The 22,746-nt window shown below is 72.5% G+C and carries 21 protein-coding genes; 9 read left to right on the top strand and 12 right to left on the bottom strand.

The genetic code is table 11. The annotated features are described in order from the left end of the window. Window positions 1-107 precede the first annotated feature (107 nt). Both AC3CF1_RS10740 and AC3CF1_RS10745 read left to right on the top strand, forming a co-directional pair. Window positions 108-977 (top strand): DUF4397 domain-containing protein, encoded by an 870-nt coding sequence (locus AC3CF1_RS10740; protein WP_210794932.1) that lies wholly within the window; start codon window positions 108-110, stop codon window positions 975-977. Between the two features lie 178 nt (window positions 978-1,155). Further along, window positions 1,156-1,617, top strand: coding sequence for a class F sortase (locus tag AC3CF1_RS10745; RefSeq protein ID WP_488450334.1), 462 nt, complete (start codon window positions 1,156-1,158; stop codon window positions 1,615-1,617). A gap of 110 nt (window positions 1,618-1,727) precedes the next feature. Here the strand turns inward: AC3CF1_RS10745 and AC3CF1_RS10750 are convergent, their stop codons facing one another. The 5 genes from AC3CF1_RS10750 to AC3CF1_RS10770 form a co-directional block, all read right to left on the bottom strand. Next, a complete protein-coding gene (locus AC3CF1_RS10750; RefSeq protein WP_088949422.1) occupies window positions 1,728-2,078 on the bottom strand; it encodes a DUF2203 domain-containing protein in 351 nt (116 codons plus the stop codon). Between the two features lie 46 nt (window positions 2,079-2,124). Further along, on the bottom strand, window positions 2,125-2,943 hold the full coding sequence (gene proC, locus AC3CF1_RS10755) for a pyrroline-5-carboxylate reductase (protein ID WP_088949423.1): 819 nt from the start codon (window positions 2,941-2,943) through the stop codon (window positions 2,125-2,127). Window positions 2,944-3,056: 113 nt separating this feature from the next. Further along, entirely contained in the window at window positions 3,057-4,085 is a 1,029-nt protein-coding gene (locus AC3CF1_RS10760; RefSeq protein WP_088949424.1) for a 6-phosphofructokinase, read from the bottom strand. A 158-nt stretch (window positions 4,086-4,243) separates the two neighbouring features. Then, window positions 4,244-4,747, bottom strand: a complete 504-nt coding sequence (locus AC3CF1_RS10765; RefSeq protein WP_355160903.1) for a pyridoxamine 5'-phosphate oxidase family protein — start codon at window positions 4,745-4,747, stop codon at window positions 4,244-4,246. Between the two features lie 78 nt (window positions 4,748-4,825). Further along, window positions 4,826-5,323 (bottom strand): polyadenylate-specific 3'-exoribonuclease AS, encoded by a 498-nt coding sequence (locus AC3CF1_RS10770; RefSeq protein WP_088949426.1) that lies wholly within the window; start codon window positions 5,321-5,323, stop codon window positions 4,826-4,828. 285 nt (window positions 5,324-5,608) lie between these two features. On the opposite strand from AC3CF1_RS10770, the gene AC3CF1_RS10775 reads away from it, so the two are divergent. Continuing rightward, window positions 5,609-6,301 (top strand): Crp/Fnr family transcriptional regulator, encoded by a 693-nt coding sequence (locus tag AC3CF1_RS10775; RefSeq protein WP_007463121.1) that lies wholly within the window; start codon window positions 5,609-5,611, stop codon window positions 6,299-6,301. 72 nt (window positions 6,302-6,373) lie between these two features. Here the strand turns inward: AC3CF1_RS10775 and AC3CF1_RS10780 are convergent, their stop codons facing one another. Then, entirely contained in the window at window positions 6,374-6,571 is a 198-nt protein-coding gene (locus AC3CF1_RS10780) for a hypothetical protein (RefSeq protein WP_088949427.1), read from the bottom strand. A 176-nt stretch (window positions 6,572-6,747) separates the two neighbouring features. On the opposite strand from AC3CF1_RS10780, the gene AC3CF1_RS10785 reads away from it, so the two are divergent. The 3 genes from AC3CF1_RS10785 (at window position 6,748) to AC3CF1_RS10795 (ending at window position 13,035) form a co-directional block, all read left to right on the top strand. Then, window positions 6,748-10,260 carry an adenylate/guanylate cyclase domain-containing protein gene (locus AC3CF1_RS10785; protein ID WP_488452066.1) on the top strand — a complete coding sequence of 1,171 codons (3,513 nt, stop codon included), beginning with the start codon at window positions 6,748-6,750 and terminating at the stop codon, window positions 10,258-10,260. A gap of 262 nt (window positions 10,261-10,522) precedes the next feature. Next, complete coding sequence (locus AC3CF1_RS10790) at window positions 10,523-11,377, top strand: DUF308 domain-containing protein (RefSeq protein ID WP_355163408.1); 855 nt, start codon at window positions 10,523-10,525, stop codon at window positions 11,375-11,377. A gap of 158 nt (window positions 11,378-11,535) precedes the next feature. Beyond that, entirely contained in the window at window positions 11,536-13,035 is a 1,500-nt protein-coding gene (locus AC3CF1_RS10795) for an alpha,alpha-trehalose-phosphate synthase (UDP-forming) (RefSeq protein ID WP_488450339.1), read from the top strand. Between the two features lie 31 nt (window positions 13,036-13,066). Here AC3CF1_RS10795 and AC3CF1_RS10800 read toward each other — a convergent pair whose 3' ends face one another. The 6 genes from AC3CF1_RS10800 to AC3CF1_RS10825 all read right to left on the bottom strand — a co-directional run bounded on the left by AC3CF1_RS10800 (window position 13,067) and on the right by AC3CF1_RS10825 (window position 18,358). After that, window positions 13,067-13,864, bottom strand: a complete 798-nt coding sequence (locus tag AC3CF1_RS10800) for an alpha/beta hydrolase (RefSeq protein ID WP_355161549.1) — start codon at window positions 13,862-13,864, stop codon at window positions 13,067-13,069. Window positions 13,865-13,912: 48 nt separating this feature from the next. Beyond that, a complete protein-coding gene (locus AC3CF1_RS10805; protein WP_328381715.1) occupies window positions 13,913-15,319 on the bottom strand; it encodes a flavin-containing monooxygenase in 1,407 nt (468 codons plus the stop codon). 116 nt (window positions 15,320-15,435) lie between these two features. Next, complete coding sequence (locus AC3CF1_RS10810; RefSeq protein WP_354983529.1) at window positions 15,436-16,128, bottom strand: endonuclease/exonuclease/phosphatase family protein; 693 nt, start codon at window positions 16,126-16,128, stop codon at window positions 15,436-15,438. 12 nt (window positions 16,129-16,140) lie between these two features. Continuing rightward, the gene (locus AC3CF1_RS10815) at window positions 16,141-17,088 is read right to left on the bottom strand and encodes an ROK family glucokinase (protein ID WP_328381712.1); all 948 of its coding nucleotides are present in this window, start codon (window positions 17,086-17,088) and stop codon (window positions 16,141-16,143) included. A 78-nt stretch (window positions 17,089-17,166) separates the two neighbouring features. Continuing rightward, a complete protein-coding gene (locus AC3CF1_RS10820; RefSeq protein ID WP_488450342.1) occupies window positions 17,167-17,871 on the bottom strand; it encodes a hypothetical protein in 705 nt (234 codons plus the stop codon). A gap of 31 nt (window positions 17,872-17,902) precedes the next feature. Then, window positions 17,903-18,358: an SRPBCC family protein gene (locus AC3CF1_RS10825; RefSeq protein WP_088949435.1), complete on the bottom strand. Its 456-nt coding sequence runs from the start codon at window positions 18,356-18,358 to the stop codon at window positions 17,903-17,905. Between the two features lie 188 nt (window positions 18,359-18,546). Here AC3CF1_RS10825 and AC3CF1_RS10830 point away from each other — a divergent pair, with 188 nt between their 5' ends. Genes AC3CF1_RS10830 through AC3CF1_RS10840 form a run of 3 tightly spaced genes read left to right on the top strand, consistent with a single transcriptional unit; the run spans window position 18,547 to window position 22,746 of the window. Further along, a complete protein-coding gene (locus tag AC3CF1_RS10830) occupies window positions 18,547-20,361 on the top strand; it encodes an AMP-dependent synthetase/ligase (protein WP_488450344.1) in 1,815 nt (604 codons plus the stop codon). 14 nt (window positions 20,362-20,375) lie between these two features. Continuing rightward, window positions 20,376-22,070 carry a sensor histidine kinase gene (locus AC3CF1_RS10835; RefSeq protein WP_488450346.1) on the top strand — a complete coding sequence of 565 codons (1,695 nt, stop codon included), beginning with the start codon at window positions 20,376-20,378 and terminating at the stop codon, window positions 22,068-22,070. A 7-nt stretch (window positions 22,071-22,077) separates the two neighbouring features. Further along, entirely contained in the window at window positions 22,078-22,746 is a 669-nt protein-coding gene (locus tag AC3CF1_RS10840) for a response regulator transcription factor (RefSeq protein ID WP_007072219.1), read from the top strand.

Here is a 22,746-nt window from a genome sequence, read left to right on the forward strand (position 1 = left end):
GGGGACACGGCGAGAAACATCTCGTCGCAACTTGCGTTGCAGTCCCGCGCACGGGACCCTGTTCTCTGGGTTGCCGCCCGCTCACCGAAAGTGCTTCCGGAGGCGACATGTACACGCTCCGTACCCTTCCCCGCCGGCTGTTGGCCGGCTCCGGCGCGCTCCTGATCACCACCGCTCTCGCTGCCACCGGCGTCCCGGTTCCGGCCGGTGCCGCGACCGGCACGGACACGGTCGGCTACGTCCGGCTGGCCCACCTCTCCCCCGACACCCCCGCCGTCGACGTCTACCTGGCCGCGCCGGACTCCACGAAACCCCGGGTCTTCCCCGGGGTCGGCTACGGCGTGGTCTCCGACTACCTGGAACTCGCACCCGGGCGGTACGCGGTGGCGATGCGCGAGGCCGGCGCCCCCGCTAGCGATCCCCCGGTGCTCACCACCGAGGTCGCGGTGGCCAGCGGCGACGCGTACACGGTGGCCGGTGTCGGCCGACACGCGGACCTGGGGCTGCGGGTGCTCAACGACGACCTCAGCGCCCCCACGCAGGGCCGCGCCAAGGTGCGCGTCGTGCAGGCTTCCGTGCGTACCCCGGTGCTGGACGTGGCCGCCGCCGACGGCCCGATGATCGCCGACGGTGTGCAGTTCGCGACCACGACCGCATACCAGCAGGTCGACCCGGGCAGTTGGCGCCTGCGGCTGACGGGTGCCGGTGGGCCGAGCACCGACGCCGAGGTGCGGCTCGTCGGCGGGGCGGTCTACTCACTGCTGGTGCTCGACGCGAAGCAGGGCGGGCTGACCGCCGAGCTGCGCCGCGACGCCGAGGGCGGCACCGTCGTTCCCGCCGGCGGGGTGGACACCGGCGCTGGCGGCACCGCCAGGACCGGCCTCGGGGCGTACCCCCTGGTGGCCGGCGGGTTGGCCGCGGCGGCCGTCGCGGTGGTCCTGCTGATGTGGCGCCGGCGGCGGCGCACCACCTGGTGACCACCGGGCCCGACCCGTCGATCCGGCGGCACCGCGACCGCCGGGTGCCGCTGGTCGGGCTGGTCGCGGCCGGCGCGGCGGTCTGCCTGGCCGCCGGCACCGGGGTCGGGCTGGCCACCACCGGCCCGGCGCCCCGACCGCGACCTGGCACCCCGGCTGCACCGACGACTGCCCGTCGGTGGCCGCCGCGCCCACGGCACAGGGTCCACCCACGCGGGTACGCGTACCGCGCATCGGCGTCGACTCCACGCTGACGGTGCTGGGCCTCGACCGCAGCGGTGCCCTGGTCCCGCCAACCGACTTCGACACCGCCGGCTGGTACGGCGGTGGCCCGGCCCCCGGCGACACGGGCCCCGCCGTGCTCGCCGGCCACCTGGACTCGCGGCGCGGCCCGGCGGTCTTCGCCCGGCTCGACGAACTGCGGCCCGGCGACCGGGTCGACGTGTGGCGCGGCGGGCAACGGCTGTCGTTCCGGGTGACCGGGTCGATCCGTGCGCGCAAGGACCAGTTCCCGACCGCCGCGGTCTACGGGCCGACGCCCGGCGCGGAGCTGCGGCTGGTCACCTGCGGAGGTGACTTCGACCGGCGCAGCAGGCACTACCGGGACAACATCGTGGTTTTCGCGGTGACCGAAGCTTGATCGACTCGGGTTCAAGGAAATCGGGGTGTCCACCCCACCCGGACACCCCGACTTTCAGGATCCCGAGTCGATCAAGCGCGTGGCTGGGCGGGGCGGGCTGGTGGGGTGGGTCAGAGGGGGCGGCGGCCGGCGAAGCCGCACTCGGCCCGGTGGTACCAGCGCACGTCGGAGTCGCCCTCCAGCCAGCACCAGAGCACGGCGCGGCCGGCGCGCTCGCCGGGAAAGTCGAGCAGCACCGGAGCGATGCCCTTGACCTGGATGTCGTGCTGGTGCAGCTCGTCGACGACGGCGTGCAGCCGGGCCTCCAGCCCCTTGACCTCGGCCAGCCCGCCGAGCGCGCTGACGCCGTGGTCGGCCAGGTCGGCGCGCAGCTCGGCCAGGTCGGCCCGGACCCGGATCAGCTCGTTGACGCGCGGCTGGAGGGTGGCCACCAGGTGCCGGGCCTGGGCAAGTGTGAACACCAGGCCAGTATGCGGCACGCTCGGCTCCCGGACGGGCCCGGAATGCTCAGTCGGCCTGTGCCGCCAGCTCGCGGGCGCGATCGCGGGCAGCTTCCAGTGCGGCGAGCATCGCGGCGCGTACGCCGTGCTTCTCCAACTCGCGGATCGCGGAGATGGTGGTGCCGGCCGGTGAGGTGACCGCCTCGCGCAGCTTGACCGGGTGCTCGCCCGAGTCGCGCAGCATCACCGCGGAACCGATCGCGGTCTGCACGATCAGCTCGTGGGCGACCTGCCGCGGCAGGCCGAGCAGGATGCCGGCGTCGATCATGGCCTCGACCAGCAGGTAGAAGTAGGCCGGGCCGGAGCCGGAGAGCGCGGTGACCGCGTCCTGCTGCGACTCGGGCACCCGGATCGTCTGGCCCAGGGGCTTGAACATCTCCTCGGCCAACGCCAGGTGCGCCCCGGTCGCGTACGCGCCGGCCGAGATCGCGGTCATCGCCTCGTCCACCAGGGCCGGGGTGTTGGTCATCACCCGGACCACGGGGGTGCCGTCGGGCAGCCTGCGGTTGAAGAAGCTGGTGGGCAGGCCGGCGCAGAGCGAGATGACGAGCTTGTCGGCCGGCACCTTGGGGCCGATCTCGTCGAGCAGCGCGGCGGCGTCCTGTGGCTTCACCGAGACCGCGAGCACCGCTGCCTCGTCCACCGCCGTGAGGTTGTCGACGACCCGTACGCCGTAGCGGGCGGTCAGCTCCTCGGCGCGGGCCGGTCTGCGGGCGGTTGCCAGCAGCCGGTCCACCGGCCAACCCGAGCGCAGCAGCCCGGAGAGCATCAGCTCACCGATCTTGCCCGCGCCGATCACCGCGACCGTGTGCACCCCGGCTGACATCTCGGCCGTACCCCTCTCGCATCGGGCGCGGCACGGCGGACCCGCAGGTCTGCCGCGCCGCATCGGGTCGCGGCGCGACGGACCCGCAGGCCCGCCGCGCCGCCTACCGTCGATCAGCTGCCGAAGAACACCTCAGCCTCGGCGTACCGCTCCAGCGGCACGGTCTTCAGCTCGCGGGTGGCCTCCGCGAGGGGCACCCGGACGATGTCGGTGCTCTGCATCGCGACCATCTTGCCCCAGTCGCCGTCGTTGACCGCGTCGATGGCCTGCAGGCCCAGGCGGGTGGCGAGCACCCGGTCGAAGGCGGTCGGGGTGCCACCGCGCTGGATGTGGCCCAGCACCACGGTGCGGGCCTCCTTGCCGGTCTTGGCCTCCAGCTGCTCGGCGAGCCACTGGCCGATGCCGCCGAGGCGGACGTGACCGAACGAGTCCAGTTCCTGGTTGGCGAGGACCATCTGGCCGTCCAGCGGCTGGGCGCCCTCGGCGACGACCACGATGGGGGCGTACTGGTGCTGGAAGCGCTTCTCGACGTAGCCGGCGACCTGCTCCACGTCGAACTGCCGCTCGGGCAGCAGGATCACGTTGGCGCCGCCGGCCAGACCGGCGTGCAGGGCGATCCAGCCGGCGTGCCGACCCATCACCTCGACGACCAGGGTGCGGTGGTGGCTCTCCGCGGTGGTGTGCAGGCGGTCGATGGCCTCCATCGCGATGTTGACAGCGGTGTCGAAGCCGAAGGTGTAGTCGGTGGCGCCGAGGTCGTTGTCGATCGTCTTCGGCACGCCGACCACGTGCACGCCCAGCTCGTAGAGCTTGGTGGCCACGCCGAGGGTGTCCTCGCCGCCGATCGCGATGAGCGCGTCCACGCCCTGGGCGGCGAGGTTGTCCTTGATCCGCTCGACGCCGTTTTCGATCTTGAACGGGTTGGTCCGGGACGAGCCGAGGATGGTGCCGCCGCGGGGCAGGATGCCGCGGACGTCAGCGATGTCCAGGGGGCGGGACAGACCCTCCAGGGGGCCCTTCCAGCCGTCCCGGAAGCCCACGAACTCGTGACCGTACGTGGCGACACCCTTGCGGACCACCGCCCGGATGACCGCGTTGAGACCTGGGCAGTCGCCGCCGCCGGTGAGCACGCCGATACGCATGATCCGTCATCCTCCTGGAGCATCAGGTAAAGCCCGATATGCCCCAGGGTATGTGTCAGGTCAGACCATCGGCGCCGTTGCCGGCCCGGGGCGGGCCGTCACTGCGAACTGTAGTCGGCGTGCCGGTGCGACGACAGCGCGCCCCGGGGCGACGCGGCTCAGAAGGTCACCTCGTGGTTCTCCCCGGCGTTCGGCGGCTGACCGGTGACCGCCGCCTTCGCGTAGCCGAAGAGATTGACCACGGTGCTGCTCGGCGAGTCCCAGTACTCGGCCGAGCTGGCGTGCACCTTGATCAACGTGAGACCGGGGGTCTCCAGCCCGTCGGGAAACCACGCCTTGAGCAGCGGGTTCCACAGCTGCTCGGCCCGGGCCCGGTCGAACCCCTCGGTGGCGGTCCCGGAGATCGACACCCAGGCGTTGTGCTTCTGGTCGGAGAAGGCGACGTTGACCTCCGGGTTCACCCGGATCTGACGGATCTTGGCCGAGTCGGCGTCGGCGAAGAACCAGAGTTCGCCGTCGAACTCGGCCTCCTGGAGCCCCATCGGCCGGCTCACCTGTCGCCCGTCCAGGGCGATCGTGGTGAGCATGCAGATCCGTGCGGCCCGGGCCAGCTCGGTGACCCGGGCGCGGGCCTCGACGGCGTTGGTCGGCTCGTTGCTCATGGCACTCTCCTCCGCTTCGGTTCGTCGAACCGATGCCCGGGACAGAACCGGTCAAACCTACGACGGTACGACCGGCGTTCAGCGGGTCGTCATCGCCCGCCAGCGGGCCAGATTGTGCCGGGCGTCGACGAGAGCGTCATGCCGGGCCGCGTCCGCCTCGGGCAGAGCCGGCCGGCCACGGTCGTCCCAGAGCTGCCGCAGCTCCTTGGTGTAGCGGGGGATCTCCCGGGGCAGCGCCGGCATCGCACCCCAGAGCTGCGCGAGCACCACGTGGTCGTACGCGGCGAACCAGGCCCACAGCTCCAACTGCTCGCCCGGCCGGTCCCGAATCGGTTCGACCAGGAAGTCGTACAGGTCGTCGCGGATGCGCTCGCGCGACCGCCAGGCCCGGTCCGCCGGGGAGGGCAGCTTGTCCAGCACGTTGCGCCGGACCCAGGGCACGGCGCGGGAGTCGTCGAACTCGGTGGAGACCGCGTAGAACTCGCGGCCGTACTCGTCGACGACACCGATCGAGACGAGGTCGACGGTGGTGCCGTCCTCGATGAACTCGCAGTCGTAGAAGTAGCGGTAGACCATTCCGGCCATCCTCGCCCACCGCCGCGGGGCCGCTCCCGGCGGGGGTCCGCCCCGGCACTGGCGGTCACGCGGGCGCCGAGGCCGGACCGGCAGCTCCAAAACGGGTACGCCGCAGCTCGCGACGGTCACGGAAGTGCTTCGAGGGGTGTACAGCAAGCGACGGGACCGTCATGATCTGATGTGTACCGCTACCGGACGCCGAATCGGTGTCAGTTCACCTTGTCAGGGCCATCAGGTTCACCCGGTGAGCGAGTTTGTGGTCCATGACCGGGGAGGGGTTGGGCCGTGGAGATGCGCCTGCCGGAGCCGGGTGACGCGCTCACGGGTGTCGAGATGTTCGCCGGGTTGGAGCCTGAGGTACGACAGCGTGTCATCGCCGCCGCCGTCCCACGCACCTACCGCAAAGGCCAACTGCTCTTCGTGGAGAACGACCCCGGCGAATCACTGATCGTGCTGCGCCGCGGCGCGGTGGCCGTCTTTCGGACCGCGCCCACCGGCGAGCGGGCCGTGTTGTCGGTCATCCGACCACCGGACGTGCTCGGCGAGGTTTCCCTGCTCGACGCGTCCACCCGGTCCGCCTCGGCGGAGGCCATTGAGGACTGCGCCGCGCTGGCGCTCTCCCGGGGCGCGTTCATGGAGCTGGTGCACTCCAACCCTCGCATCCTCGACGCGGTGATGCGCTCGCTCGGCGGGCTGATCCGCCGGCTCACCGAGCAGAACGCCGACCACGTCTTCCTCGACCTGCCCGGTCGGGTGGCCAAGACGCTGGTCCGGTTGGCCGGCGAGAGCCAGGCACCGATGATCACGATCGAGCTCAACCAGAGTCAGCTGGCCGAGATGGCCGGCGGTTCCCGGCAGAGCGTCAACCAGGCGATCGGCTCGTTCGCCAGCCGCGGCTGGCTGCGTACGGAGGGCCGCCGGATCGTGGTGACGGATGTGGCCGCGTTGCGCCGCCGCGCCGGCATGAACGACCGCTGACACCTCACGAGCAGCACGAAACGGCCGGGTCACCCGTGGGAGACCCGGCCGTTCGGCGTCATCGGCGTGGGGTCACACCCCGGAGCTGCCCGGCCCGGCCCACTTGTCCGGGCCCTTGCCGTCGCCACCCGGGCCGTGGGACTGCTCGCTGACGATCCCCTCGGCCTGCAGCGTGGCGAGCGTGGCGGCGTCGACGTCCACCGAGTCGCCTGCGGAGTGGCTGACCCCGTTGCCGTCGGTCCAGTCGCTCTCCAGCTTGACGTACACCATTGACCTGTCCCCCTCTGGTCCCTGATCGATATCTGGCCGCCTGAATCTAGTCGGTCAGCACCCTCGGTGACTGTCCACAAGCCAACAGGCCGGTACCTGACAGCGGCCGACGGGGGCGATAATCCCGGTCAGGGGACGCGCCATCGGCGTCGACCCGTTGACCTCTGGGGGATGTCATCGCCACGCAGTGTGGACGCTGTGGACGCACGGCCGCCGACGGGGACCGCTTCTGCGGCGGCTGCGGCGCCGAGCTGGGCGCGGTGTGCCCGCACTGCCTGCGCCCCCTCGCCTCGGACGTCACGTTCTGCACGTCCTGCGGGTCGCCCCGACCGGGCGCGGACCGACCGGCCGTGGTCACCCCGCAGGAGGACCGCCGCCGGGTGAGCGTGCTCTTCGTGGACCTGATCGACTTCACGCCGTACGTCGAGCGCGCCGACCCGGAGCAGGTCCGTGGGATGCAGACCGGGTTCTTCTCCGCCGCCCGTCGGGTGGTCGGTCAGTACGGCGGGGTGGTGGAGAAGTACATCGGGGACGCGGTGATGGCGCTCTTCGGTGCTCCGATCGCCACCGAGACCGACGCGCTGCGCTGCGTGCGGGCCGGTCTGGAGCTGCAACGGGTGCTCACCCGGTTCGCGCCGACCGGCAGCACCGAGTTGCGGTTCCGGGTCGGGGTGGCCACCGGCGAGGCGCTTGTCGACGTGGCCGCCGCGCGCGACGGCGGGCAGGCCATCGTGGCCGGCGACGTGGTCAACACCGCCTCCCGGATGCAGTCGGTCGCGCCGCCCGGAGGGGTGCTGGTCTGCGGCACTACCCACGCGCTCACCAAGGACGCGATCCGCTACGAGGAGCAGCCCCCCGTCACCCTGCGCGGGAGGTCGTCACCGACCGAGGTGTGGCTCGCGCTGTCCCCGCTGCGTCGCCAGCCCACCGACCGGGAGCCGGACACCACACCGCTGGTCGACCGGGAACACGAGCTGGGGATGCTCGTCAACGCCCTGCACCGGTCGCTGCGCGACCGGCGACCGCAGGTGGTCACCATCTTCGGCCGGGCCGGCATCGGCAAGAGCCGCCTGCTGCGGGAGCTCTACCGGCACACCGGCCGGCTGGTCGACGAGCCGCTGACCTGGCGCACCGGGCGCTGCCCGCCGTTCGGGGAGAACGTCACCTTCGCGGCGCTCGCCGACATCGTGAAGTCCGAGGCCGGCATCCTCGACACCGACCCGGCGGCCAGCGCCGCGCAGCGGTTGGCCGCCGCCGTGGGCGAGCTGATCGGCCCGGGCGAACGGGACCGGGTGGTGGACGCGCTGCGCCCGCTGGTCGGGCTGCCCGGCACACCGCTGCCGGCCGAGGAGGCGGAGTCGGCGTGGCGTCGCTTCCTGCTGGCGCTGGCCACCCGGCGTCCCACGGTGCTGGTCTTCGAGGACCTGCACTGGGCCGACGACGCGATGCTGCGTTTCGTGGAGCTGCTCGGGGCCGCGGCCCGCGACGTGCCGCTGCTGCTGCTCTGCACCGCCCGTCCGGAGCTGGTCGACCGGGACCCGAGCTGGGCCGGGACGATCACCGGCTCGGTGACCATCACCCTGCCGCCACTGCGCGACACCGGCATCGCCGCCCTGTACGCGCACCTGTTCGGCCAGGCGGCCTTCTCCGCCGACATGCTGACCCCGCTGATCGAGGTGGCCGGCGGCAACCCGCTCTACGCGCACGAGTACGTCCGGATGCTGATCGAGCAGGGGGCGCTGCGTCAGTCGGGGCGGGGATGGTCGTTGGACAAGCAGCTTGAGCTGACCATGCCGGAGAGCGTGCACGCGGTGATCGCCAACCGGGTGGACCTGCTGGACGCCAACGACCGCGCGGTGCTGCTGGCCGCATCGGTGGTCGGGGTGCAGTTCTGGCCCGGCGCGGTCGCCGCCGCGCTCGGGCAACAGGTCGAGTCGGTCGAGCGTTCGCTGCGCCGACTCGAACAGCGCGACTTCGTGCACGAGCAGGCCGCGTCGACGATGGCCGGGCAGGCGGAGTTCCGGTTCCGCCACGTGCTGGTCCGCGACGTCTGCTACCAGCGGTTGCCGCGCACCGAGCGGGTGGCCCGACACGAGCGGGCCGCCGACTGGCTCGACGCGCTGTCGCACTCCCGCGACACCGACCTGGCCGAGGTGCTCGCCCACCACCGCTGGGCGGCGCACGAGATCGCCCGCTCGCTGGGCATGCAGGTGCGGCGTTACGCCGGCCCGGCGCGGCAGGCGCTGCACCGGGCGGCCCGACGGGCGTACGCGCTGCACGGGTTGGACGCGGCGGCCAGCCACGCCGGCCGGGCACTCGGCCTGGCCGACGACAGCGACCCGGTGGGCCGACTCCAGTTGGAGCTGCTGAGCACGGAGATCTCGTTCTACCGGGACGGCAACGCGTTCCTCTCCGGCGGCGGCGCGGAGCAGGTGCACACCCTCGCCGACCGGCTGCTGTCGCACGGCGACAACGCCTGTGCCGCCCGGGCGTGGACGCTGCTCGGCCAGGCCGCCTGGCTGCGGGCCGACCGCGGCGACGCGTTGGCCTGCCTGGACCGCGCGGTGCAGTTGTTCGAGCCACTACCGGACACCCCGCAGAAGGCGGACGCGTACGCCGAGGTGGGCCGGCTGCACATGCTCAACTACGAGCGGGACCCGGCCGTCGCGGCGGCGGACACGGCGGCGGAGATCGCCGAGCGGTTGGGCCTGACCGAGACCCGCACCAACGCCCGGATCACCGCGGCCACCGCCCGCTACCAGTCCGGGGACCGGGTCGGGCTGGACGAGCTGCACGCGATCGTCGAGTTCGCCCGCGCCGGTCAACTGCTGGCGCTGCCCCGGGCCACCCAGAACCTCGCCTGGGCGATCCGGGAGGAGGGCGACTGGCTGCGGTCCGACGCCCTGCTCTCGGCCGCACCGGCGCGGACCGCCAGCGGTCAGACCCTGACGACCAGTTATTCGGCGGAGGCGATGCGCGCCTGGTTCGACGGCGACTTCGGCCGGCTCCTCGCGGCGGCGGAGGCATTCGTGGACACGCCCACCGGGAGTTGGGACATGCAGGTGCGCGGGTTGCGCTGCTGTCTGCTGGTGCTGCGCGACGACGAGGATCCGGACGACCTGACCGACGCGTTGGACACCGCGCGGCGCAGCGGGTTCCACCGGCTGCTCTGGACGATGCTGAGCATGGCCGCGTTGTGTCGGGCGTTGCAGGGGCGCGACGACGAGGCGGCGGAGCTGATCGAGGAGCTGGACGGGTGTTGGTCGGCGGTGCCGGCCCTGGCCAGTGGCGAGTGGATCGCCGCGGCCGCGTACGCCGCAGCCCTGAGCGGTCGGGACGCGGCGGTGCGGGTCCGCACGATGCTGGGCCGGGTCGGGCACCGCACGCCCTGGTCGGAGGCGGCCCTGCGGACCGTGACGGCGGCCCTGGCCGCGGCGGACGGTGACCACCGACGCTCCGCCGAGCTGCACCTGGCCGCCGCCGAGACCTACGGGCGGATCCCCGACGTCAGCGACCGGGTGTTGGCGCTCGCGCTCGCGGCGGCGGAGCTGACCCGCGCCGGCGATCCGGCGGGCGCACGGACGATCCGTGCGGAGGTACGCACCTTCGCGTTGCGCAACGACGCCCCCGGCCTGCTCGCCCTGGCCGGTCGGCCGATCAGCCCGACCGGGCCGGCTGTGGCGTGCTGAGCCACGGACAGAGGATCAGTACGTCACCGTCGACCACCGCACGCACCACCCGAATCGCCATCAGAACAGATCGCACTTGTCGCGCAAGAACGGACAAAGGAGCCCTGCTGTGACCTGCGGCAGCAGCCGTGACTTTGGAAGACGCGACACAACGCACTCCCGGAACCATGCCCTGACGTGTCACGATTCAGAGCACGGCGTGCGGACGGGCGTCGAGGGGCAGAGTGGCCGCGCCGGAAGGCGCGTTAAGGGGGATGTCCGGGTGTCAGCGGGTGGGGCCCGCCGGGGACGGCGGGACAACGGGCTCGACGCGAACGAGTACGCCGTCGTCGGCGACGTCGATCCGCGCGTCGGTGAGCACCTGCTCGACGTGCTGGCCGCTGGCGGGATCGCCGCCTACCTGCAACCCTCCGCCGACCTCAACCCGGTCACCCGCACGACCACCGTTCCGGCCCGGCCGGTCGACCGGCTCTACGTCGACCGTTCGCACCTGACCACCGCACGGGACTACCTGACCCAGCTCGCCGACGAGACCACTCCGGAGCAGCCGCCAGCCCGCGACGAACCGGACATCGACGCCGAGTGGGCGCGCATCGTCGCCGGCTTCCACACCACCCCGACGACCGACGAGCACCCGTGGCCGGCCTCGGAAAACGTGGACGAACGGGACGCCCGCGACGAGTCGACCGCCGGCCCGCTGGCCCGCTCCGGAGCCGACGAGCCCGGTCCGACCGCCACCGACGTGCGCCGGCTGCCGTCCGCGACCGACATCTCGGGGATCTCGGTGGGGCGCGGCACCCGGCCGGACGAGCCGTCACTCCTGGACGGGCTGGACACCTTCGGCGCCGACCTGCCCGACGACGAGGACGACGACGAGGGTTACCACCCGCCCCCGCCGCCACCGCTCCCCCGGTTCAGCAAGTACGCGGTGATCGGCGTGCTCGGGGTGGTCGTCGGGTTCATGCTCTTCCTCTTCCCCTGGCTGCTTCCGATCGACAGGTCGGCGGTCACCCTGTTCGGGTTCACCGGCATCCTGGCCGGTTTCGTCACGCTGATCTGGCGGCTTCGCCCCGGCGACGAGGACGAGGACGACCCGGACAACGGCGCCGTCGTCTGACCTCCGGCCCGCATCCCGGGACAGCACCGGCCCGCTGACGCCGTAACAGTGGTGTAACTTACTGTCAGTAGGAATACCGCTCTACGTCACTTCCCCCGCTGACTGACCGGTTTTCCCTTGCTCGCGGCGGTCAGTCTCTGCTGATCGGAATGCCCGAGATGCGACAGAGTTCCCTCGTGGTGGTGGCCAACCGCCTCCCCATCGACGACAGTCAGGCCCCGGACGGGGCCTGCGAGTGGCGACGCAGTCCCGGTGGGCTGGTCAGCGCGCTGCACCCACTTCTGCGGCACACCCCGGCGACCTGGGTCGGCTGGGCCGGCGGCACCGGCCCGGCCCCCGCGCTGCCGGACGTGGACGGCGTCCGGATGCACACCGTCGAGCTCACCCCGGAGGACCTGCGCGACCACTACGAAGGGTTCGCCAACGCCACCCTCTGGCCGCTCTACCACGACGCCGTGGAGCAGCCACAGCATCACCGTCGCTGGTGGGAGGCTTACCAGCGGGTCAACCAACGCTTCGCCGAGGCGACCGCCGAGGTGGCGGAGCCGGGCGGGGTGGTCTGGGTGCAGGATTACCACCTGCAGCTGGTCCCCGGCATGCTCCGCGCGCTCCGCCCCGACCTGCGCATCGGGTTCTTCCTGCACGTGCCGTTCCCACCGCCGGAGCTGTTCATGCAGCTGCCCCGCCGAGCCGAGTTGCTGCGCGGCATGCTCGGCGCCGACCTGGTCGGCTTTCAGCGCGTGCAGGCGGCGCACAACTTCGCCCAGCTCGTGACCAGGGTGCTGGAGTTGCCGGCCACCGACCGCCGGATCGGCATCGACGACCGGGTCGTCCGCATCGGCGCGTTCCCGGTCTCCATCGACACCGCCGAGATGGGTGCGCTCGCCGCCCGCCCCGACGTGGCCGCCCGGGCCTGCCGGCTCCGGCAGGATCTCGGCGACCCACGGCAGGTCATCCTCAGCGTGGACCGGATGGACTACACCAAGGGCATCGAGCAGCGCCTCAAGGCGTACAGCGAACTGCTCGCCACCGGCGACGTCAAGGTCCGCGACACGGTGCTGGTGCAGGTCGCGATGCCGAGCCGGGAACGCGTCGGCCAATACCAGATCCTGCGTGAGCGCATCGAGCGCGAGGTGGGCCGGATCAACGGCGAGTTCGGCCGGGTCGGCGAGCCGGCGATCCACTACCTCACCCAGCCCTTCGACCGGGCCGAGCTGGCCGCGCTCTACCGGGTCGCCGACGTGATGGCGGTGACCCCGCTGCGCGACGGGATGAACCTGGTCGCCAAGGAGTACGTGGCCGCCCGTGTGGACGACACCGGCGCCCTGCTGCTCAGCGAGTTCGCCGGCACCGCCGCGGAGCTTTCCCAGGCGTACCTGGTCAACCCGCACGACCTGGAAGGGCTCAAGCAGGGCCTCCGCGCGGCGCTGCGGGCCAGCCCGGCCGACGTCACCCAACGGATGCGGGCCATGCGCGCCCACCTGCACGAGCACGACATCCGGGCGTGGGCCCGCTCCTACCTCCGGGCCCTGGACGAGGGCGGCGCACTGGTCGGTCGCCTGTCCGGCACCGACACCAACCCCGACGGCGTGGCTCCGGTGCCGCGACCCGCCACCGCCCCGACCGCCAGCCCGGCCACCCACCAGGCCGGCGGCTGACCGACGGGGCCGCAGCGGCGCGCCCGAAGGCTCAGTGTGCCGCCGCGGGCTCCTTCTCCAGCCAGTCCAGGATCGCGTCGATCGGCTCCGCCCACCGCGCGTCCAGCATCAGGTCGTGGCCCATCGCGGGGAAGAGCAGCGGGGCCGAACCGTACCGGCGGGCCACCCGGGTCAACGTCGACGCCGGCACCACCCGGTCGTCCGGGCTGCCCAGCACCAGCACCGGAGGCGAGCCCACGGCCGGCTCGGCCTCCGGCTCGCCCAGCAGCGCCCACTGCGCCCGGCGGCCCGCCCGACCGAGACGTCCGACGTGCCGTCGGGCCTCCTCGTCGGGCAACTCACGGCTGAACAACTGAGCGCGGTTGAGCCGCAGCGGTCCGCCGAACACCGCCGGCAGCGTGCCCGCCGGGTTCCGGCGCAGCGCCGCACCCAGCACTCCCCAACCGCCGAAGACGGGTGCCACCAGCACCGCGCCCCGCGCCGGGTAGCGGGCCAACGCGTGCGCCACCACCAGGGCCCCGGCGCCGTGCCCGACCAGCACCGCCTGCCGCGGCAGGCTCGCGGCCACCTGGACCACATCATGGGCGTACGCCCGCAGCGTCGCGTCCGGCGCCGGCTCGCTGCCACCGTGCCCCCGCAGGCTCACCGCGTACGCCGGGAAGCCCCGCGACGCGGCGTGACCCAACCAGTGCTCGGCGAACGCCCACGCGCCGTGCCCGAACCCGGGTACGAAGAGCAGCGGCGGCCGCCCCTGCTCCAGCTCGGGAAGGGCGCTGAGCACCTCCCGCCGCGCCGGCCGGACCGGACGCGACCACTCCCGGCCTCGCATGATCCGCAGCTCAGTCACTGGTCTGCCTTTCGTCCGCGACCGGGGATCTCACTTGGCCTCCAGGTCGTGCAGGGCGCGCTGGATGGCGCGCAGGTAGTCGGCGTGACCGACCTCGAACCAGTGCCGGCTGCTCTCCTTGACCTGCCCGGAGTAGCGCTCACCGGCACGGTCACGCACCCGGGACGCGAACGCGGCGGCCCGCTCCGGCCGGTCACGGCGAGCCCGCAGCAGGCGGGCGAAGAGCACCGTCTGCCAGTGCGACAGGGTGAACAACCCGGAGTCCGGCTGCAACAGGCCGGCGACCGCCAGCGTCGGGTGCCCCGGGGTGAACGCGTTGAGCCACAGCGTGGGCCGACCCGCGCCGGCGCTGTCACCGAACACCGAGGCGTCGAGAAACTCGAAGCGCGGCAGGTAGCCGGTGGCGAAGATGACCACCTCGGGGTCGATCTGGCGGCCGTCGGCCAGCTCCACCGCGTACGGGTGGAACCGGGCGATGTCCGGCACCGGGCCGATCGCGCCGTGGCCCACGTAGTAGACGAGCTGGCTGTTCGCGATGGGGTGCGTCTCGTACACCCGGTGGTCGGGTTTGGGCAGGCCGAAGCGGGTCAGGTCGCCGACGGTCAGGCGCAGCGTCCAGTGGTAGAGCCACTGCCGCACCCGCAGCGGCACGCGCAGCGCCAGCAGGGTGTCGTTCACCTGGTCGGCGGGGCGGCCGAGCACGTACTTCGGCGCGTACCAGTAGCCGCGCCGGGTGGAGTGCCAGCAGCGCGATGCCTGCTGGGCGGCCTCGACGGCGATGTCGCAGCCAGTGTTGCCGGCACCGACCACCAGCACCCGCTTGCCGCGCAGCTGCGCCGGGTCCTTGTAGGACGAGGCGTGCATGATCTCGCCGCGGAACTCCTCCAGCCCCTCGTAGCGGGGCAGCTTCGGCGACCAGTTGTGACCGTTGGCGATCACCACGGCGGCGTACCGGGCGGTGCGCTCCGGGCCGTACCCGCCGGTGGAGCGGGTGGTGACGTCCCACCGGTCCCCCTCGGCGGGTTCGACCCGGATCACCTCGGTGCCGAACCAGATGTGCGAGCGCAGGTCGAAGTGGTCGGCGTAGCGCTCGAAGTACGACAGCAGCTGACTGTGGTGCGGGTAGTCCGGCCAGGAGTCCGGCATCGGGAAGTCGGGGAACTGGGTGAACGGCTTCGACGACAGCAGGTGGGTGCTGGCGTACACCGGGCTGCGGTCGTGTCGCCAGTTCCAGGCGCCGCCGACACCGGTCTCCCGCTCGTAGCAGTCGACGCCGAAGTCGTGCTCGCGCAGGTTCTTGATGGCCGTCAGGCCGCTGGCCCCGGCCCCGATGACGCAGACCGTGTCGCCCCGGTCGGAGACCGGGCGACCGTCGCTGCTCAGCGCGGACGGGATCGCTTCGGGGTCGGGCCGGCCGTGGTCGGTGGAGGTGGACACCGAAACATCTCCTTTTGGTACGGCAGGCGTGCCGGTCGCCGCGAAATCCTCTCCACAACGGAGCCGGATGTCCAGCCCTGACGCGGAAGCGTCGACTGTCGAACCGGCCTCGGGGGTCAGTCGGCGTCGGGCAGCAGCAGGTCGACCAGGACCGGAAAGTGGTCGCTGGCCCGGCGGGTCTGCGGGGTGTCCACCACGTCGTAGTCGACCACGGTGATCCGCGGGTCGACGAAGAGCGCGTCGATGCGTCGGCGCGGCTCGGCGCAGGAGTAGGTGAGCCGGTCCGCCCGGTCGGCCGCCACCGCGGCGTCGGTCAACCCGCGCGACACGGTCGCCCACGCCGGCCCGTCCGGGCCCTCGTTGAGGTCCGCCCCGGCCAGCACCGGGCTGGTCGCCTCGTCCAGCCCACGCTTGAACTCGGCGGCCTGGGTCGGACGCTCACCCGGGTCGGTGGACAGGTGCGAGCCGGCGAGGGTGAAGCGGGCGCCGCCGACCCGGCATTCGGCGTACGCGGCGCCGCGCAGGTGCCGGCCGGGGGTCAGCGGGAAGCGCTGGCACCGGGTGGCCCGCACCTGGACCCGCAGACTGGTCAACAGCAGGTTGCCCAGCGCAGGCAGGCCGCCGGCGGCCACCACCAGGCCGAACGACTCGGCCAGCGTGGCGGACTTCTGCCGCCACCGGAACCGGCGCGGTCCCTCCTGCACGATGACCACGTCCGGCCGCGCGGCCCGGACCACGGCCGCCAGCGCGGCGGTGTCGTCGCGCTGGCTGTGGATGTTGTACGACACGACCCGCAGCGGTACGCCCATCGGTGGACCGCCTCAGATCCGGCGGGCCAGGTCGGCGGCACCGATCACGCCGGCGCTGTTGCCCAGCTCCGCCGGGAGCACCTCGGCCACCGCCAGGCGACCACGCTGGGCGAGCGCGTCGAGGTACGAGCGGCGGGTCGGGCCGAGCAGCAGGTCACCGGCGTCGATCACACCGCCGCCCACTACCAGGGTCTGCGGGTCGAGGATCTGCGCCATGTCGGCGAGGCTGGTGCCCAGCCACCGGCCGATCTGGGCGAACGCCTCGGCGGAGATCAGGTCACCGCCCTGCGCGGCGGCGGTCACCATCGGGCCGGTGATCGCCTCGACCTCGCCGCCGGCCAGGTCGAGCAGCGCGGTGGCCCGGTTGGGCTCCTGGCGGGCGCCGGCCCGGGCGAAGCGTACGAGGGCGCTGCCGCTGGCGTACTGCTCGATGCAGCCCAGCCGGCCGCAGCCGCACTGGTGCCCGTCCGGAACGGCCAGCATGTGGCCCAGCTCCGCGGCGATGCCGTGCGCGCCGCGCATCAGCTCGCCGCCGAGGACGATGCCGCCGCCGACGCCGGTGCCGATGGTGAACATGATCATGGAGTCGTCGGCGTCGCGGGCGGCGCCGTACCGGAACTCGGCCCAGGCGGCCACGTTTCCGTCGTTCTCCACGATCACCGGCAGACCGATGGCCTTGCTGACGTACTCGCGCAGCGGTTCGTCGCGCCAGGCCAGGTTGGGGGCGAAGAGCACTGTCGAGCGGCTGGCGTCGATCCAGCCGGCCGCGCCGATGCCCACGGCCTCGATCGTCCGCCCGGCTGCCAGCTCGCCGACCAGCTCGATGATGACGTCTCGGGTCTTGCCGACGTCATCGGCGGGAGTGTCCCGTCGGGTCTGCACGAGGACCGTGCCGGTGTCGTCCACGACACCGCCGGCCACCTTCGTGCCACCGACGTCGACTCCGATGGTCAGCGTCACCGCTGCCGCCCCCCTCTGCTGTGCCCGTCCGGCCCGTGTCCCGGCGGCATGCCGGTCCGGGTCGGAAATGTCCCGCGCTCAGGCGCCGTCGCCCGATGCTTCCGCGTCGGTGTCGTCGGGCACCCGCGAGGCGGGCACCACGGGACGGGTGGTCGGTGCCGGTACGGTCGCCGACCCGGCCTCGTCGACGGGTGGTGCGGCGGCCGGGGCGAGTGGGTCCGCCGTCCGGGTGGCGACCGACCAGACATCCCGCTCCGGCGCCGGCTGAGAATCATGCCCGGTGCGGGTGGCATCGCGCCACACGTGGTTGTCACCGGCCGTGGCGGGCGGCTCGTCCGGTGCCGGCTGCGGGAGCACGTCGTCGGTGCTCGCGGCCGGTGCCGGCGCGGTCCGGGTGGGTTGCTCGAGTGGTGGCTCGGAGGGGTTCGTCGAGGGCGGCTCCGCCGGGGAGAACGCGCGGAGCAGGCTGGCGACGCCCGCCGCCAGGTCTCCGGCGCCGGTCGCGAGACGTTCGGCGAATTCCGGACTCGGGTCACGCAACGCGGCGATGCCCCGACAGACCGGGCAGACGCAGCATTCGGGCGATCCGGTGGCGAAAGCACCTCCGGGGCCGGGACGCCCGTCCGGGTCGGCACTGTGACCGAGGACACCGGCCAGCACCCCGCCCAGCGAGCCGAACGCGCCGCCCGCCGAGCCTGCGGAGGCCAGTCGCGCCCCCGCCAGCAGTGTGGCGACCAGCCGCTCCGCCTCTTCCCGGGCCGAACCCGGATCCGTTCCGCCCACCCTCGGCTCCTCTACCGTGCCACCGGACACGTCACTGCGCCGCACCGGTTGCTTCTACCCGGCGCTTGAGCTGCTTCAACGCGGTGTCCATGATCATCTTCTCGGCTTTGCGGCGAAACATCCCGAGCATTCCCACCGACAGGTCGACCTCCAGCGTGTAGGTCACCGTGGTGCTGCCGTCCGGGTTGCCCACCAGGTCGTACGACCCGCGCTGGCTCTTCTGCATCTTCGAGGGCGCGACGAGGTGCCACTCGATGCGGGACAGGTCCTCGGCGTACTCGTAGGCGAGCACGTACTCGTCGGCCATCACCCCGGCGTCGATGGTGAAGCGCACCTGGCTGGCGTAGCCGTCCTCGTACTCCTCGACGACCTCGGCGCGGCGCAACGCGTCGGTCCACTCCGGGTAGCGCCCGAAGTCGCAGATGACCGCCGCCACCCGGTCCGGTGCGGCGCCGATGATGATCGACTGGGTGGAGGAGTCCGCCATGGGGCGAGGCTACCCGGCGGGTACCGCCGGTGTGCCGCGCCGCCCCCGTCGGCACGTCCCGAGGCCCGCAGGCGGCCGGAACAGCCCCGGGCGTTGGCGGTGTGCCGGTGCTCACCAGGTAGGTTTCGACACAGCCGACACCCACGGGTGACGGCTGGCCCGACCAGTGCGAGCACGAAGGAGTGCAGGTGCGCGAGTTCTCCGTCCCGCCGATCGTCACCGTTGGCGACGCGGCCAACCTCACCGATCCGGTCTGGGACAACGCCGAGGTCGCGCCCGACGCCGTCCAGTTCGCCCGCCCCACCGCGAGCGCTGAGGGCGCCGTCACCGCCTGGACCGAGGTGACGTGCCTCCAGTTCCGGGACGAGGTGGCCGCCGTCGCCCGCGGGCTCATCGCCGCCGGCATCGAGCCCGGTGTACGGGTCGGCCTGATGAGCCGCACCCGCTACGAGTGGACGCTGCTGGACTACGCCATCTGGACCGTCGGCGCGGTCACCGTGCCGATCTACGAGACCTCCAGCGCCGAGCAGGCCGCGTGGATCCTCGAGGATTCCAACGCGACCGCCGTGGTGGTGGAGACCGAGGCGCACGCCGCCCTGGTCGCCGGCGTCCGGCACCGGCTGCCCGAGCTGAACCACGTCTGGCAGATCGACCGGGGCGGGGTCGACGAGCTGGTCACCAGCGGTGCCGGCGTCGAACTGGCCGAGGTCGAGCGGCGGCGCAAGGCCGTCCACGCCGGCGACCTCGCCACGATCATCTACACCAGCGGCACCACCGGCCGGCCCAAGGGTTGTGTGCTCACCCACCGCAACATGTACGCCGACATCGCCAACGCGGTGCCGGTGTTGCCGAACCTGTTCAACCCCGGCGCGAGCACCCTGCTCTTCCTGCCGCTGGCGCACGCCTTCGCCCGGCTGATCCAGATCGGCGTCGTGCAGGCCAGGGTCACCATGGGTCACTGCGCGGACACCAAGAACCTGGTCGCCGAGCTGCAGGGGTTCAAGCCGACCTTCGTGCTCTCCGTACCCCGGGTGTTCGAGAAGGTCTACAACGCGGCCAAGCAGAAGGCCGAATCGGACGGCAAGGGGCGAATCTTCGCCCGAGCCGAGCAGGTCGCCATCGCGTACAGCGAGGCTCTGGAGACCCCGGGCGGACCTGGCCTGGCGCTGCGCGCCCAGCACGTGGTCTTCGACCGGCTGGTCTACCGCAAGCTGCGCGCCGCGCTCGGCGGCCGGTGCCGCGATGCCATCTCCGGGGGCGCACCGCTCGGCGCCCGACTCGGTCACTTCTTCCGGGGCATCGGCGTGACGATCCTGGAGGGCTACGGCCTGACCGAGACCTCACCCGCCGCCGCATCGAACCTGCCGGACGGCACCCGGATCGGCACCGTCGGCCGCCCGTTCCCCGGCGTGACCGTACGGATCGAGGACGACGGCGAGATCCTGATCTCCGGCGAGTTGATCTTCCAGGGCTACTGGGGCAACGAGACGGCGACCGCCGAGGCGATCAGCGCCGACGGATGGTTCCGCACCGGCGACCTGGGTCACCTCGACACCGATGGTTACCTCACCATCACCGGCCGCAAGAAGGAGCTGATCGTCACCGCTGGCGGCAAGAACGTCGCCCCGGCGGTGCTGGAGGACCTGGTCCGGGCGCACCCGTTGATCAGCCAGTGTGTCGTGGTCGGTGACAGCAAGCCGTTCATCGCGGCACTGGTCACCGTCGACGAGGAGGCGCTGCCGGCCTGGCTGCAGAGCGCCGGGATGCCCGCCGACACCACCGTCGAGCAGCTGCGCGAGCACGAGGGCCTGCGTCAGGAGATCCAGACCGCGATCGACACGGCGAACCAGGCCGTCTCCAAGGCCGAGGCGATCAAGGTGTTCCGGGTCCTGCCCCGCGACTTCACGGAGGCGACCGGCGAACTGACCCCGTCGCTCAAGGTCAAACGCCAGGTTGTCCACAAGACGTACGCGGCGGAGATCGCCGATATCTACCGAGGCTGACTACCATCCGTCACGTGCCCGCATCCACAGCAACCGCACCGCACCCGCATCCCCTCGCCGCGGCCGCCCGCCTGGTGATGCTGGCGCTGATCGCCGTCCTGACCCTTTTCGCCACCCGTGACGTCGGCCAGCTGTGGTGGATCGCGTTGCTGGCGGTGGCCGGGCTGCCGTCCCTGCTCGCCCCGCAACACCGGCTGATCGCGCCGCTGAGCCGGGTGGCGGAGGTGGTGGTGCTGGGCCTCGCCGCGAGTCACGTGGCGGCGGTCGCGTCGATCGGCGGCACCGTCGACGGCCTCGGCGCCTCGGCGGTGCTCCCCTACCTGGCGGTCCCGGTGACCGTCACCGCGCTGCGCCGCCGCTTCTCCGAGGGCACCGCCCTACTCGCGGTCACCGCCGCCACCCTGCTGGTCAGCGGCGCGCTGACCCAGGTCGGCGGAGGGCCCCAGCTCGGCCAGCTCGGATACCTCGCGGTCTGCGCGCAGTGGCTCATCCTGGCGGCGCTGGGGCTCTACGCCGCCGGCACCCTGCACCGGGTGATGGCCGTCCGCAACGAGGGCAAACCCCAGCCGTACGCCGAGGCCACCCGACTGCTCACCCAGCTGCGGACGGTCGCCCGGCAGCTGCCCGGGGCCACCCTGGATCCGGGCGGCATCTCCGAGCACCTGCTGGAGGAGTTGCGCACGGTGGCCCAGGCCGACCGGGGCGCGGTGCTGTCGGCCAGTGGCGGCGGCCGGCTCGTGGTGCTCGCCCAGGCCGGCGTCGACCGGGTGGACTGGGAGACGACACTCGACGCGGACTCGGCCATCGCCGACGCCTGGGCCAGCCAGCAGGCCACGACGGCCGCGCGCTCGCAGTCCCGCTCGCACCGTGGCGGCGACGTGTCCGCGCTGATCGTTCCGCTGGTCGCCGGGGTACGCACGGTGGGGCTGGTGGCCCTGGAGGCGGACGCCGCGCACGCATACCCGCCGCCGGTGGTGTCCCGGGTGACCGCGCTGACCCGCCCGGCCGCGCTGCGGCTGGAGGCGGCGCTGCTCTTCGACGAGGTGCGTTCGCTGGCCACCAACGAGGAGCGGCAGCGGCTGGCCCGGGAGATCCACGACGGGGTGGCGCAGGAGCTGGTGATGGTCGGCTACGGCATCGACAACGCCCTGGCCACCGTCTTCGACGACGCCGATGAGACCGCCGAGGCCCTGCGTACGCTGCGCGCCGAGGTGACCCGGGTGATCCAGGAGCTGCGGCTGAGCCTCTTCGAGCTGCGCAGCGAGGTGGACCGGCAGGGCGGGCTGGCCGCGGCGATCGCCGAGTACGCGCGCACCGTCGGCGCGTCCGGAGGGTTGCGGGTGCACCTCTCGCTGGACGAGTCCACCGCGCGGCTGCCGGCCGCCACCGAGGCCGAGTTGCTGCGCATCGCCCAGGAGGCGGTGACCAACGCCCGCAAGCACGCCGGAGCCTCGAATCTGTGGGTCACGTGTGAGATCGACCCGCCGTATGCACAAATAGAAGTGTCGGATGACGGTCAGGGGATGGCTGACCAGCGCCCCGACGGACGGTACGGTCTTGCGATCATGGCCGAGAGGGCGGAACGTATCCGGGGCCGGTTGGAGATCAGGCCGCGGCAACCCAGCGGCACGACCGTGGCGGTGGTTCTCGGCACCTCGGCCCGGCGAGACAACGTGCGCGACAGCGCAGCACCATCAGAAGGGGAGTAACCCGAGGATGACCACAAGTCCGACACCGGCCACCCGCACCAAGGTCCTCCTTGTTGACGATCATGACCTGATTCGCAAGGGCCTGCGGCACGCCTTCGAGCGCGACCGCCAGTTCGAGGTCGTCGGTGAGGCGGCCACGGCGGCGGAGGGCGTACGCCAGGCCGGCGCCCTGCAGCCGGACGTGGTGATCATGGATCTGCGGCTGCCCGACGGCAGCGGCCTGGAGGCCACCCGCGCGCTGCGAAAGTCCAGCGCGTCGATGGGCATCGTGGTGCTGACCATGTACGCGGGCGACGACCAGCTCTTCGGCGCCCTGGAGGCCGGAGCGAGCGCCTTCGTGCCGAAGACCGCCCCGGCCGACGAGGTGGTGGCCGCCGCACGGCACGCCGCCTCCTCCCCCAGCGCGTTCACCGCCGCCGACCTGGCTGAGGCCATGAAGCGTCGGCTCGCCCCGTCCGGCCCGCAGTTGTCACCGCGGGAGGGACAGGTGCTGCGGCTGCTCGCCGACGGAATGAGCGTGGCGGGCATCGCGAAGCAGCTGTTCGTCAGCGAGTCCACGGCCAAGACGCACATTTCCAAGCTCTACGAGAAGCTCGGCGCGGCCAACCGGGCTCAGGCCCTGATGACCGCACTCCGGCTCGGCCTGCTCGAGGCACCGGACGCTCCCAAGTTCTGA

The sequence above is a fragment of the Micromonospora sp. MGP-C2 genome (assembly GCF_057766525.1).

Coding starts and splice junctions, on each gene's coding strand:
- AC3CF1_RS10770 (WP_088949426.1), bottom strand. CDS start 5,323: ATGGTCTACCGCTACTTCTACGACTGCGAGTTCATCGAGGACGGCACC.
- AC3CF1_RS10825 (WP_088949435.1), bottom strand. CDS start 18,358: ATGGCGGACTCCTCCACCCAGTCGATCATCATCGGCGCCGCACCGGAC.
- AC3CF1_RS10810 (WP_354983529.1), bottom strand. CDS start 16,128: ATGGGCGTACCGCTGCGGGTCGTGTCGTACAACATCCACAGCCAGCGC.
- AC3CF1_RS10800 (WP_355161549.1), bottom strand. CDS start 13,864: ATGCGAGGCCGGGAGTGGTCGCGTCCGGTCCGGCCGGCGCGGCGGGAG.
- AC3CF1_RS10760 (WP_088949424.1), bottom strand. CDS start 4,085: ATGCGTATCGGCGTGCTCACCGGCGGCGGCGACTGCCCAGGTCTCAAC.
- proC (WP_088949423.1), bottom strand. CDS start 2,943: ATGTCAGCCGGGGTGCACACGGTCGCGGTGATCGGCGCGGGCAAGATC.
- AC3CF1_RS10740 (WP_210794932.1), top strand. CDS start 108: ATGTACACGCTCCGTACCCTTCCCCGCCGGCTGTTGGCCGGCTCCGGC.
- AC3CF1_RS10765 (WP_355160903.1), bottom strand. CDS start 4,747: ATGAGCAACGAGCCGACCAACGCCGTCGAGGCCCGCGCCCGGGTCACC.
- AC3CF1_RS10840 (WP_007072219.1), top strand. CDS start 22,078: ATGACCACAAGTCCGACACCGGCCACCCGCACCAAGGTCCTCCTTGTT.
- AC3CF1_RS10780 (WP_088949427.1), bottom strand. CDS start 6,571: ATGGTGTACGTCAAGCTGGAGAGCGACTGGACCGACGGCAACGGGGTC.
- AC3CF1_RS10795 (WP_488450339.1), top strand. CDS start 11,536: ATGCGACAGAGTTCCCTCGTGGTGGTGGCCAACCGCCTCCCCATCGAC.